This window comes from Paraplanobispora siamensis, from assembly GCF_016863175.1.
GTDB classification, from domain to species: domain Bacteria; phylum Actinomycetota; class Actinomycetes; order Streptosporangiales; family Streptosporangiaceae; genus Planobispora; species Planobispora siamensis.
The window spans coordinates 15,937-27,854 of the sequence record NZ_BOOJ01000037.1 but is presented as its reverse complement, the minus strand read 5'-3'; the positions used below and the strand labels follow the sequence as shown (position 1 = coordinate 27,854).

Here is an 11,918-nt window from a genome sequence, read left to right as displayed (position 1 = left end):
CAAGTGGGCTGCCCAAAGCGGGGGTGGAGCGCTACAGTCAGGCGCATCATGAGTTCCCGTCCGGTGCCGTTGATCCCTCCAGGGCTCCGCGCGTTCCTGGTGCGGGTCCCCTTCCTGGTGCCCACGGTGCGGTTCCTCCGGCGCGGACCGCTGGCCCGCGACCGCAACCTCATGATCACGCTGATCGTGCTGAGCCTGGCCCTCGGGATCCTGGCCGCCCGGGTCTCGGTCGAGTGGTTCTCGCCCGCCCTCATGATCCCGATCATTCTCGTCGGCGGCCTCCAGCTCCGGCTGCGCAGCCTCGCCGTACTGCTGGCCGCGATCGCGGTCGCGCTGGTCTACGTGGGCGTCACCGGCGGCTTCGGCTACATCGGCCCGGGTCTGCTGGCGGCCTTCGGCTTCACCTCGGTGCTGGCCGGGGTGATGGCCCGCACCCGGGGCAAGCTCGGCGTGCAGGGGCTGCGCGGCGACGTGATGCTCCTCGAACTGCGCGAGCGGCTCAAGAAGCAGAGCGAGCTGCCCCAGCTGCCCAAGGACTGGGGCACCAAGGTGGTGCTCAAGCAGGCCGGCGGCTCCTCCTTCGGCGGTGACTTCCTGGTCTCCTCGCGCGAGGGCGACACGGTGGAGCTGGCCCTGGTCGACGTCTCCGGCAAGGGCGTCGACGCCGGCACCCGGGCGCTGATGCTCTCGGGGGCATTCGGCGGGCTGCTCGGCTCGGTGAGCGACTTCCTGCCGGTGTGCAACGCCTACCTGCACCGCCAGCGCGAGGCCGAGGGGTTCGTCACCGCCGTCCACGTCCGGCTCAACCTCGCCACGGGCGAGTACGTCATCACCTCGGCCGGTCACCCGCCGGTGGTCAAGTTCGAGGCGGGCACCGGCACCTGGCGGGTCTCCCCGGCCAAGGGCGTGGTCCTGGGCGTCGTCCCGGACCTGCACTGCGAGCCCGACCAGGGGGTGCTCCGCAAGGGCGAGGCGCTCATGCTCTACACCGACGGGCTGATCGAGCAGCCCGGCCGTGACATCGACGCCGGTCTCGACCGCCTGCTGGGCGAGGCCGAGCGCCTGCTGCCCTCCGGGTTCTCCGCCGGGGCGCGCACCCTGGTGAACTCCATGTCGGCCGGGCACAACGACGACTGCGCCCTGATCCTCATCTGGCGGCCCTGAGCCCGGACACGAACGGTGTTCGGATGAATGCGCACCGTGACAAACCACATGGGTGTCATCGTGCAGCTGGTCACTGGCGAGTGCGGAACCTGACTGAGATTCTCGTATCAGTTATCCAGATGAATGCCGAAGACCCGGGGGATTCTCCGGCAACGGGGTGAAAAGGAACCGCATACCGTGGACAGACGATCCGGACCCTGTCGTCTCGTGGAATCTCACGATGTCGCGGGGCACGGGGTGCCAGGCCTGAACGGGCTGCCCGAGCGCGTCCCCGGAGAGGCGAAGCGGCGCATCGACTCCACCGACCGGAGGAGCGGGTGGGCTTTCGTGGCCGATCTCGACGGTGAGGACGCCCGTCACGACCTGCCGGCCTCCGCATAGCCGACGATCACATCGCTGATGGTGCGAGCACTGAAGATTCCGGGCTCCGGGGAACGGCGCGGTTGTTCCGGAGTCCGGAATCTTCAGTGGTCGCACCGGCCGCGGCCGGTGTGCCCTTGCTCACACTCTTTCACGCGCGAAGCTTTCAGGTGGTGCGTTCGCCGATATCCGTGCTCACGACCGATCGGGACACCCCTTGTCGCGACCGCTCGTCAGCGGATATCCGGCCGGTACGGCACGGCGTGACCGATCCTCACCTCTCGGAGAATGGCCGACGCTGTGACCGGTCGTCACGGTACGACCGACGCTGTGACCGGTCGTCACGGTACGACCGACGGTGTGACCGGCCGCCGCGGCATGGCCGGCCGTCACAGCCAGCCGGCCTCGCCGGCGATGCGCACCGCGTCGAGCCGGTTGCGCGCCCGGGTCTTGCACATGATGCGTGACAGGTGGTTGCGGACCGTCCCCACGGACAGGAAGAGCTCCTCGGCGATCTCATCGGACCGCGCGCCCCGCGCGGCCAGCCGGAGCACGTCCAGTTCCCTCGGGGTCAGGAGAGTCTCCTCCGGGCCCAGGGCGGCCACGGCGAGGTCGGAGTCCACCGCCCGGCGCCCGGCAGCGACCCGGCGCACGCCCTCGGCGACCTCCTGCGCCCCCACCTCCAGGCTCATGAGCCCGAGGGCGTGGACGGCGAAGGCGCGGCGGACCTGGCCCGGGGTCGGCTGCCGGGACAGGATCAGCACCCGGCAGGAGGGGACCCTCTCGTGCAGCCGGAGCGCGGTGGAGAAGCCGTCGGCGCCGGGCAGATCCAGTCCGATGATCGCCGCGTCCGGCTCGTGCCGCAGCACGGCGGAGACGACGTCGTCACCGGTGTCCAGGTCGGCCACCACCTTCAGGTCGGCCTCGCCGTCCAGTGACGCCACCAGACCGAGGCGGACCAGGGGAAGCTGCTGGGCGACCAGGATCCCGATCAAGGCACCCTCCCGGGTGATGTGTCACGTGGTGACCGTGTGATTGCGTACCGTTAACAAAGTGTCTCCATTCGGCAAAGCGTGCGCAAGTCACCCGGCTGGAAGGCTTGAAGTGAAGGCCGGTGGAGAGGTCGGTATGTCGGCTAGTCTCTTATGGGGCATTGTTGATGAATCCGCTACTGGGGGACCTGTGGACTGGCCTTTCCTGATCGGAGTGGTCATCTTCCTCGTGGGGTTGATGGTCTCGATCGGCCTGCACGAGATCGGCCATCTGGTTCCGGCCAAGAGGTTCGGCGTCAGGGTCACGCAGTACATGGTCGGCTTCGGCCCGACGATGTGGTCGCGGCGCAAGGGCGAGACCGAGTACGGCATCAAGTGGATCCCGTTCGGCGGCTATATCCGGATGATCGGCATGCTGCCGCCCCGGCGCACCGACGCCCCCGGCACGGTCCGCTCGGTCTCCACCGGTCCCTGGCAGGGACTCATCGAGAGCGCCCGGGAGGTCGCGCTCGAGGAGGTCCGCCCGGGCGACGAGAACCGCGTCTTCTACCGCAAGCCCTGGTGGCAGAAGGTCATCATCATGGCCGGCGGTCCGGCGATGAACTTCGTGCTGGCCTTCATCCTGTTCGCGATCGTGCTCATGGGCTTCGGGGTCACGGTGCAGAAGCCGCAGATCTCCACGGTCCCGGAGTGCGTGAAGACCGCCGCCGAGTACGCCAAGAACCCCAACTGCACCTCCGCCGACCAGGCCAGCCCCGCCGCCGCGGCCGGGCTGCGGCCCGGCGACGTCATCGTGGCGGTGGCGGGCAGGCCCGTCACCACGTGGGAGGCGGCCACCCGGGCCATCCGCGGCAACGGCGCGGGCCCGGTCGAGATCGGGATCGTCAGGGCCGGGCAGAACATGACCCTGAACGCCACGCTCATCGCCCAGGACCGCGAGTCGCTCGACGAGCCCGGCAAGATGGAGCGGGTCGGCTATCTCGGCGTCAGCCCGACGCAGGTCATCGAGCGGCAGAGCTTCGGCGCCGTCGTCGCGCACATGGGCGACCTCACCTCGCGGACCGCCGCCGCGCTGCTGCGCTTCCCGGAGAAGATGGTCGGGGTCTGGCACGCGGCCTTCTCCGGCGAGGAGCGCGACAAGAACGGCCCCATCGGCGTCATCGGCGTCAGCCGCATCGGCGGGGAGATCGCCGCCTCCGACGCCCCGCTGGAGAACAAGATCAGCATCTTCATCAGCCTGCTGGCGAGCTTCAACCTGGCGATCGGCATGTTCAACCTGATCCCGCTGCTCCCGCTGGACGGCGGGCACATCGCCGGCGGCCTCTGGGAGGGCGTCAAGCGCGGCTTCGCCCGCGTCACCCGCAGGCCCGAACCGGCGCACGTGGACATCGCCAAGGTCCTCCCGCTGACCTACGCGCTGGCCTTCACCATGATCATCATGGCCGGCCTGCTCATGTACGCCGACCTGGTCAACCCGATCCGGCTGGCCGGCTGATCCTCCGGCGGGTACGGCGCGCACGCCGTACCCGCCGATATGGTTGCCCCGTGGAAGAGGGCACGCCGGGGGCGGCGATCGATGTGGCACTGTTCCGGTTACGCCGGATCTGGGCGCGTCCCCTGCGTGCACGCAAGGCCGCCGAACCGCAGCGGCCGGTCCAGATGTCCAACGTGATGGTCGTGCACGCCGTGCACAAGCTGAGCCTGGACGTCCCCGAGGTGACCGTGGGGGCCGTCGCCGAGCAGCTCGACGTGGACCCCTCGACCGCGAGCAGGCTGGTCAACGACGCCATCGCGGCGGGCCTGGTGGAGCGCGAGGAGTCCTCCGTCGACGCCAGGCGGGCCCGGCTGGTGCTGACCGGCGCGGGCGGCCGGGTGCTGGAGGCCGTGGTCCGCTATCGGCGGGCCTACCTCGACGGCCTCATGGCCGAATGGGACCGGGCCGACCGCGAGGACTTCGCCCGCCTGCTCACCCGCTTCGCCGAGGCGGCCATCGCCCGCCCGGCGGACCTCACCGGCCTCGACCGCGTGATCGCCGAAGCCCTGCGGAACGGCGGGGCCGCGGAGGCCGGCGAGGTCGCGCAGGCGGGTGGGACCGCGCAGACCGGCGAAGTCACGGAGATCGGCGAGGTCGCGGAGGCCGGCGAGGGTGTGAATGCCGGCGGGACCCGGGAAGGCGACGGGCGCGCTCGCGGGAGGTGATCCCCGGCCGGCGCCTACTCTCCGGTGACGCCGTCGATCTGCTGGCGGATGATGTCGGCGTGGCCGTTGTGCCGGGCGTACTCCTCGATCATGTGGACGAGGATCCAGCGGAGCGAGACCTCCTCGCCCCGGCGCAGGGACTTGCCGACCGTGTCCAGGGAGAGCCCGGCGGAGAGCTCGCGGGCGTTCTCGATCTCGGCCCGCCAGCGGGCGAAGGCCTCATCGGCCGACGCGTCGGCGATGTCGTCGAAGTCCCCGTCGGGGTTGTCGTCGGTCCAGTAGAGCGCCTGGACGCCCTCGCCGTTGAGGATGTTGCGGAACCAGTGCCTCTCGACCTCGCTCAGATGGCGGACCAGGCCGAGCAGGGAGAGCGTGGAGGGCGTGGAGGGGCGGAGCCGTAGTTGCTCCTCCGACAGGCCCTCGCACTTGACGGCCAGCGTCTCGCGGTGCCAGTCCAGGAAGGAGTGCAGGGTGGACGCCTCGTCGGCGATGAAGGGCGGATCTACGCGGTTGTCAGTCATGGGGGCCCATCCTGTCCCAGCAGCTGTCCTCTGTCATGTCATTTCTCCCTGTTTGGCGGAGGAGTCTCTTTTGTTCGGGCGGTGAGATCCCTCCGACGGGATCGGGTGGTACGGGAACCCGATGGGAGCGGGCGGTGTACCTGTGGGCATGAGAAGAATTCTGCTGATCCTGGCGATCGTCTTCCCCGTGCTGGCTCTGGGGGCGCCGGCGCAGGCGGGCGGATGGGCGCTGACCCTCATGGACCCCGTCCCCACGGGGGTCCGCCCGGACACGACCTACACGGTGGGGTTCTGGCTGCTCCAGCACGGCACGCACCCCTACTACGGCGACGACCTGGGCGAGGTCGCCCTGGAGTTCACCAGCGAGAAGAAGACCGTCCGCTTCGCGGGCACGGAGCTCGCGGAGCCGGCCCATTACGCGGCGGCTGTCTCCCTGCCCGCGGGCACCTGGCAGGTGAAGGCCATCCAGGGCTGGTTCGCGCCCCACGAGATCGGCACCCTCACGGTGCCGGGTGATCTGAAGATCGCTCCGCTCCCGGCGGACATCCAGCGGATGATCGAGGGCCAGGAGAGCCACCGCGCGGACTACTGGGGCGTGATCCGCCCGCCGGGCATCCCCCCGGGCAAGTATCCGCGCGCCTCGGTGTCGCCGGAGCCGGCCGCCACCCCCGCGGCCTCCGACACCGCGTCCGCCACCCCCGCCGGAGGCGCCGCGCAGCCGCCCGGCGACACCGCGGACGCCGCCGGGGTGACCGGTGACACGACCACGGTCGCCGTCGTCGAACCGGCGCAGTCCTGGTGGCGCCCGCCGTACACGGTGGCCGTAGTGCTCCTGGCCGCCGTCGCCCTGGCGGCCCTGACCTACCGCGCCCGCCGTCGTTGACCGTGCCCGCTCCGCCGTTCCCGCCGCTGCCGGTTCTCGCTCCACTGCTCCCGCCGCTGCCGGTTCCCGCTCCGCCACGCCCTCCGGCGGCGGGAGCCCGCGGTCTATCGCGACGGCGGGCCGGTGGTCGGGCGGGGGCGGTTGCCCGGGTAGTCGGGGTAGCCGTAGCCGATGACCTCGGAGGCGTCCCGGACGCGGTGTTCGACCCGGCCGCGGTCGGTGTTGCCCTCGACCGTGGTGATGGTGCCGTCGCCGTTGTCGTGCTTGACCAGGCCCATGTGGTCGATGCGGTAGATGCCCGAACCGCCGTCGTCGTCGAGGTCGAAGTAGACGAGGGCGCCGGGTCTGGGGGTGTCGCCCCAGCGGTCGCGGTCCTGGAACCATCCGGCCCAGGCCACGGCGTAGGCGTCCGCGCCGACCGTGCGCCGCAGGCCCAGCTGCGCGCCGGCCCAGGAGATGAACATCGCGCACCAGGGGGCGTTGGTGTACTTCTCCATGACGCCGCCGTCGCGGGCCAGGGTCTCCCAGGCCCGGGACGAGTCCATGTACCAGGCGTGGAACTCGGTGCCGCCGCCGTCGGCGTCCTCCTTGACACCGATCTTCCCCTCGGCCACCCGGATCATGTCCGCCGCCGTCGCGCCCGTACGGCGCGGCTTCCCGGGGGCGGGTGCCGGCGTCGCGGCGGAGGCCGCGGCCGCTGGACGGGTCTCGGCCGAGGTCCGGGCGAGGGTGTCCGGCCCCAGCGCGGGGATGCCCACGGGGGCCACTCCCGCGACCAGGGCCACGCCCGCGGCGGCGCGCAGCAGGTAGGCGGGGAGCATGAGCTGGCTGGAATCGCGGTACTCGGTCATGGTGGAGACCCATCCATGTCTTCCGGGTCGCGTACGGGCGCCTCTCGCGGAGAGGCCGGGCGGCTCGGTCGTTCCTTCCTCCGGGACCCGTCACGGGCCGGGCGGGTCCACCGCCCGGCCGACTATCCCGATCGACTGTTATGCGACCTTTTATGGCATTTTGTCGGAATCACCGGCCAGTCTAGCACCGGCGGGCAAGAAGAAACGATCAAGGTCCCGGCGGCCCGGAGCGCTCGCCGCCGCATCTCGGCGCGTCTCAGTACATGGAGATGTGCGGGTGGTCGTAGTGGTTGGCGGTGACGCCGCCGCGATCGGACATGAAACGCCAGCCTGATCCGTGGTTGATGCGCTGACGCCAGATGACGTACTTCACGCCCAGCTTGCCCTTGTTCTTGATCGCCCAGGCGGCGATCTCGTCGCCGAGCTTCATGTTGGCGGCCGTGGGCATCGTGCCGCCGGTGCTCATCATGAAGTCGCAGGCGCGGCCGAGCGGGTGCTCGCCGCCGTCGTTGACCGGCCGGTAGCAGCCCACCGCGTACGGCAGGTTGAAGCGCCGCATGATCGCGTCGCGCATGTTCCTGGTCCGGTCGGTGATGTTGTCGGCGCCGTTGGGCAGCTGCGGGAGCCAGCTGCCGTCGGAGCGGCGGCCCGACCCCAGCGGGACGAGTTTGTCGAGCTTGCGCTTGATCTCCTGGATCAGGTCCTCGGCGTCCTCGCGCTGGCCCTCGACCTCGTCGGCCTCCTGGCGGATCTCCTCGGTGAGGTCGGCGGCCCGTTCGGCGGCCTGCTTCCTGCGGTCGCGGCTCTGCGCGAAGCCCTCCAGGTAGGCGCTCTGCTGGGCGGTCAGCTGCTCCATCACCGCGGCGGCGCTCATGTCGCCCTCACCGCCGCCGAACGGCAGCGCCGGTATGCCGCCGGAGCTGCTCTGGTAGCGGAGCTGGACGATGGAGTCCACCTCCTGCTTGGCGGTGGCGTAGGTCTCCTCGGCCTTGCGCAGGTTCGCCTTGGCCACGCCCTCGGCCTTCTGCGCCTTGCGCAGGGACTCGCGCTTGGCCGCGTAGGCCTCGATGAGCCTGTCCACCCGCTTGTTGAGCTTGGACAGTTCCTTCCGCAGCTCGGCCTCGGTGGGCTTGGGCGCCGCGCTGCCCTCGGTGGGAATCCCGAGGGTGAACCCGAGTGCCGAGAGCAGGCAGACGGCCACGGCGACCCGGTGGAACGTGGGGGACGCGGGGGACGCAGCCGCCACGAACTCTCCTCTCCTTCAGCCGACCGGGTTAGCTGACGGGTTCGGACTGGAGGAAGTCCTTCCACATGCGTGGTTCACCCCAATTGCGGTGGTTCCCCGGTTCTTGGGCAAGGTGCCCAAGATTAGGCATATCGGCTGTTAAAGCCGACGTGCTGAAGGATAGTAGTGGTAAACCGATGGTCATGCGACTTCAAGCCGATACAAAGCAGTGATCAGCTTGTGACAACAACGCGCAAAAGCCGTGCTGCTTCCTCCGGCAGGACATCGTTCACGAATGCCCCCATGGCCGACTCCGAGCCGGCGAGGTACTTCAGCTTCTCCGGCGCCCGCCGGATGCTGAACAGCTCCAGGTGCGTGTAGGCCAGGTCCCTGCCGGTGTTCACCGGCGCCTGGTGCCAGGCCGCGATGTACGGCATCGGCACGCCGAACAGCCCGTCCAGGCGGCGCAGCACCTCGGTGTAGAGGGGACCGAAGGCGCGGCGCTCCTCCGGCTCCAGCCCGCCCAGGTCGGGCACCCGCCGGTGCGGATAGAGGTGCACCTCGAACGGCCAGCGGGCCGCGGCCGGGACGAACGCGGTCCAGTGCTCGTTGGCGGCCACCACCCGCACCTCCGCCTCCCGCTCGGCGGCCAGCACGTCGGCGAACAGGTTGCGCCCGGTCCGGTCGCGGTGGCGTTCGGCGGCCCCGAGGGTGAGCTTGGTGCGCGGCGTCACATAGGGGTAGGCGTAGATCTGGCCGTGGGGGTGGGCCAGCGTGATGCCGATCTCCGCCCCCCGGTTCTCGAAGCAGAAGACCTGCTCCACGCCGGGGATCGCCGACAGCTCCGCCGTACGGTCGGCCCAGGCCTCCATGACCAGCTCGACCTGCTCGGGGGAGAGCCGGGAGAAGGAGGAGTCGTGGTCGGAGGTGAAGCAGACCACCTCGCAGCGCCCGATGCCGGCGCGGACCTCGCTCAGCCCGCCTGCCTGCTCGTAGTCGCCGATCTGGGCGGAGAAGGAGGGGAAGCGGTTCTCGAAGACGACCACGTCGTAGGAGGCCGCGGGGATCTCGGTGAGGCGGCCGGGGGAGGAGGGGCACAGAGGGCACTCGTCGGCGGGGGGCAGGAAGGTGCGGCCCTGCCGGTGCCCGGCGATCGCGATCCACTCCTCGGTGAGCGGGTCGTAGCGCAGCTCGGAGGCGACCGGCCGGGCGGGCAGCTCCCGGGTGTCGACCGCGCCGCGGTCCGCGCCGTCGTCGCGGTCGAAGTAGATCAGCTCCCGGCCGTCGGCCAGGTGGGTCAGGGTCCGCTTCACTGCTCCGCCACCCGGCTCTCCGGTGCGCTCTCGGCGATGATGAGCTCCCCGGCCCGGGCGGAGAGCTCCTCGCGAGCCTCCTCCGGCAGGCCGGAGTCGCTGATGACGACGTGGGCCTCGTCCAGTCCGGCGATGGTGCTGATCCCGACCGTCCCCCACTTGCTGTGGTCGGCGGGCACCACCAGGCGGTGCGCCGAGGCGACCAGCTCGCGGTTGGTCTCGGCCTCCAGCAGGTTGGGGGTGGTGAACCCGGCCCTGACGCTCATCCCGTGCACGCCCAGGAAGAGCGTGTCCACGTGGAGCCCGCGGATCGCGGCCACGGCGACCGGGCCGACCAGGGCGTCGGAGGGGGTGCGCACGCCGCCGGTCAGCACGACCGTGCGGTCCGGGCGGGGGGAGCGGTGGAAGACGTCGGCGATGCGGATCGAGTTGGTGATGACGGTCAGCTCGGGCACGTCGACGATGAGGTGGGCCAGCGTCCAGGTGGTGGTCCCGGCCGACAGGGCGATGGCGGTGCCGGGCCGGACGAGCGTGGCGGCCTGCCGGGCGATCGCCTCCTTCTCCGCCTGCTGGCGCACCGACTTGGCGGCGAAGCCGGGCTCCTCGGTCGAACCGGGACCGGCCGCCGTGGCGCCGCCGTGGACCTTCTCCAGCAGGCCGCGCTCGGCCAGGACCTCCAGGTCCCGGCGGATCGTCATGTCGGAGACGCCGAGGTCGCGCACGAGGTCGGCGACCCGCACACCCCCGTGGTTGCGCACCCGTTCGAGGATCGCCTGCTGCCGCTGTTGGGCCAGCATCCACCCACTCCTTAATCAAACATCTTCCTCCAAATTACCACAAACGATCCCGAGAGTCGTGTTTGATTGTGCGGAATAATCCCTCACAACCGGTCAAGCTCCGCGTGAAGGTTGCGCCGGGCCGCCTCCTCCAGACCGGCCACCCGGAAGATGGCGGGCAGGTCGAGCAGCGAGCGCAGTACCGCGGCGCGGCCGGTGCGGAAGGCCTCGTCGGGCACGAAGGCGTACTCCTCGCGTACGGCCGCCGCGTACGCGGCGTAGACCTCCGGCGGCGAGGCCAGGATCGCCAGGTCCGCGTCCGACAGCACGGCGCCGTCGGCGTCGCCCGGTTCGGGGTCGTGGGTGACCGTGAGCCTGACCAGCCGGGCCACCGTGGCCACCGCCTCCGGGTCCAGGCCCAGCTCGGGCAGGGCCCGCTCGGCCAGCCGCGCGCTGCGCTCCTCGTTGTCGCTGCGCCGCGGGTCGTAGACGGCGTCGTGGAACCAGGCGGCGAGCCGTACGAGGTCGGGGTTGCCGGCGTGCCCGGCCAGGGCGTCGACGTGGTCGAGCACCGCCGTCAGGTGGGCGGTCGTGTGGTATCTGCGGTGCGGTTCGCCGTACCGGGCGATCAGATCCAGTCCCAGATGGTCGGCCTCCGGGCCGGCCAGCTCCCGCCAGCGTTCCAGCAACTGTGAGCTCATGGCGGGAGCTTAGGGTGTCCGCCGGTTTGGGCCTTGTACGGCATGCCCGCCGGGAGGACGGTGGAGACCTGATCCCCCTGGACGAGAGGCGGCCGAGAATGGCGAGACGAGCACGCAAGGCCCGGGCCCGCAAGAAGAGGAAGGCCAACCACGGCAAGCGCCCCGCGGCACGCTGAGGCGCCGCGCGGCGGTGACCGCGTGAAGGCGGGCGTGTGAGAGGGCCCCGGGCCGCGCGAAGGCTCAGGCTCAGGTGCGGCGGTTCAGGTGCGGCGGCCCCAGGAGGCCAGGAGCCTGGTCTGGGGGTCGGGATCGGGGGGCAGCGGCTGCTGCTCCCCGATGACCCCCGCCTGGCGGTAGCCGTCCTCGGCCCCGGCGAACCAGTCGGCGCAGGTCTCTACCAGCTCGGGGTCGAGCCGGTCGTCCGCGCCGATCGCGCGGGCCAGGTCCCAGGTGTGGATCAGGGCGTCGGCGAACAGTTCGGTGATGTACTCCCTGCCCGGCACGTCCCCGAAGGACAGGTGGGTGACGCAGGTCAGGGAGCCGTCGGCGCTGGCGGCGTGCACGGCGGCCGAGGCCGCGGCGTCGAAGGCCTTGCCGGGGTCGTCGCCGAGCAGGTCGCCGTCGTAGGTGTCGCCGAGCTCGGCGACGGTGCGTCCGGCGAGGAGTTCGGGGACCCAGAGGCTCTCGCCCACCACGTGGTTGACCAGGGCGCGGACGTTCCAGTCCACGCACGGCGTCGCGTTCTCCCACTGTTCGGGTGCGATCCGGTGGACGAGAGCGCCGAAATCGTCCAGCGCGCGGCGGTATGCCTCGCGGATGTCGATGATCATCGTGCCCTCCCGAGTCGTCAATCCGACCGTAACCTCTGGGCGGCCAGTAGTCAGCGCACTCGTTGGGCATGACCGTACGGCGCGCGCCGTACGGGATGCCCAC

General features: G+C 70.8%; 14 protein-coding genes and 1 riboswitch. Of the genes, 6 read left to right on the top strand and 8 right to left on the bottom strand.

Features of this window, described 5'->3' with window-relative positions:
* Positions 1 to 48 precede the first annotated feature (48 nt).
* Together Psi01_RS23190 and Psi01_RS23185 are read left to right on the top strand one after the other, a co-directional pair.
* Positions 49 to 1,164 carry a PP2C family protein-serine/threonine phosphatase gene (locus tag Psi01_RS23190; protein WP_204066182.1) on the top strand — a complete coding sequence of 372 codons (1,116 nt, stop codon included), beginning with the start codon at positions 49 to 51 and terminating at the stop codon, positions 1,162 to 1,164.
* A 207-nt stretch (positions 1,165 to 1,371) separates the two neighbouring features.
* Complete coding sequence (locus Psi01_RS23185; protein WP_204066181.1) at positions 1,372 to 1,545, top strand: hypothetical protein; 174 nt, start codon at positions 1,372 to 1,374, stop codon at positions 1,543 to 1,545.
* 368 nt (positions 1,546 to 1,913) lie between these two features.
* Here the strand turns inward: Psi01_RS23185 and Psi01_RS23180 are convergent, their stop codons facing one another.
* Entirely contained in the window at positions 1,914 to 2,519 is a 606-nt protein-coding gene (locus Psi01_RS23180; RefSeq protein WP_204066180.1) for a response regulator transcription factor, read from the bottom strand.
* Between the two features lie 187 nt (positions 2,520 to 2,706).
* On the opposite strand from Psi01_RS23180, the gene Psi01_RS23175 reads away from it, so the two are divergent.
* Entirely contained in the window at positions 2,707 to 4,011 is a 1,305-nt protein-coding gene (locus Psi01_RS23175; RefSeq protein ID WP_239127943.1) for a M50 family metallopeptidase, read from the top strand.
* A 50-nt stretch (positions 4,012 to 4,061) separates the two neighbouring features.
* Positions 4,062 to 4,715: a MarR family winged helix-turn-helix transcriptional regulator gene (locus tag Psi01_RS23170; RefSeq protein ID WP_239127942.1), complete on the top strand. Its 654-nt coding sequence runs from the start codon at positions 4,062 to 4,064 to the stop codon at positions 4,713 to 4,715.
* Between the two features lie 14 nt (positions 4,716 to 4,729).
* On the opposite strand, the gene Psi01_RS23165 is transcribed toward Psi01_RS23170, so the two are convergent.
* Positions 4,730 to 5,236 (bottom strand): DinB family protein, encoded by a 507-nt coding sequence (locus Psi01_RS23165; RefSeq protein WP_204066178.1) that lies wholly within the window; start codon positions 5,234 to 5,236, stop codon positions 4,730 to 4,732.
* Between the two features lie 148 nt (positions 5,237 to 5,384).
* Between Psi01_RS23165 and Psi01_RS23160 the strand changes: the two genes are divergently transcribed.
* Positions 5,385 to 6,119 carry a hypothetical protein gene (locus Psi01_RS23160; protein ID WP_204066177.1) on the top strand — a complete coding sequence of 245 codons (735 nt, stop codon included), beginning with the start codon at positions 5,385 to 5,387 and terminating at the stop codon, positions 6,117 to 6,119.
* A gap of 104 nt (positions 6,120 to 6,223) precedes the next feature.
* Here Psi01_RS23160 and Psi01_RS23155 read toward each other — a convergent pair whose 3' ends face one another.
* From Psi01_RS23155 to Psi01_RS23135, 5 genes are all read right to left on the bottom strand, one after another.
* Entirely contained in the window at positions 6,224 to 6,970 is a 747-nt protein-coding gene (locus tag Psi01_RS23155) for a CHAP domain-containing protein (protein ID WP_239127941.1), read from the bottom strand.
* A 256-nt stretch (positions 6,971 to 7,226) separates the two neighbouring features.
* Positions 7,227 to 8,216 carry a coiled-coil domain-containing protein gene (locus tag Psi01_RS23150; RefSeq protein ID WP_204066176.1) on the bottom strand — a complete coding sequence of 330 codons (990 nt, stop codon included), beginning with the start codon at positions 8,214 to 8,216 and terminating at the stop codon, positions 7,227 to 7,229.
* A 3-nt stretch (positions 8,217 to 8,219) separates the two neighbouring features.
* Positions 8,220 to 8,355, bottom strand: a riboswitch (cyclic di-AMP (ydaO/yuaA leader).
* A gap of 73 nt (positions 8,356 to 8,428) precedes the next feature.
* Positions 8,429 to 9,508, bottom strand: coding sequence for a galactose-1-phosphate uridylyltransferase (galT, locus tag Psi01_RS23145; protein ID WP_204066175.1), 1,080 nt, complete (start codon positions 9,506 to 9,508; stop codon positions 8,429 to 8,431).
* A complete protein-coding gene (locus Psi01_RS23140; RefSeq protein WP_204066174.1) occupies positions 9,505 to 10,305 on the bottom strand; it encodes a DeoR/GlpR family DNA-binding transcription regulator in 801 nt (266 codons plus the stop codon). The genes galT and Psi01_RS23140 overlap by 4 nt, the downstream gene beginning before the upstream one ends.
* 83 nt (positions 10,306 to 10,388) lie before the next feature.
* Positions 10,389 to 10,985 carry an HD domain-containing protein gene (locus Psi01_RS23135; RefSeq protein ID WP_204066173.1) on the bottom strand — a complete coding sequence of 199 codons (597 nt, stop codon included), beginning with the start codon at positions 10,983 to 10,985 and terminating at the stop codon, positions 10,389 to 10,391.
* A gap of 98 nt (positions 10,986 to 11,083) precedes the next feature.
* Between Psi01_RS23135 and Psi01_RS44585 the strand changes: the two genes are divergently transcribed.
* Positions 11,084 to 11,161, top strand: a complete 78-nt coding sequence (locus Psi01_RS44585) for a 50S ribosomal protein bL37 (protein ID WP_373293985.1) — start codon at positions 11,084 to 11,086, stop codon at positions 11,159 to 11,161.
* An 84-nt stretch (positions 11,162 to 11,245) separates the two neighbouring features.
* Here Psi01_RS44585 and Psi01_RS23130 read toward each other — a convergent pair whose 3' ends face one another.
* Entirely contained in the window at positions 11,246 to 11,815 is a 570-nt protein-coding gene (locus tag Psi01_RS23130; protein ID WP_204066172.1) for a TIGR03086 family metal-binding protein, read from the bottom strand.
* Between the last annotated feature and the right edge of the window lie 103 nt (positions 11,816 to 11,918).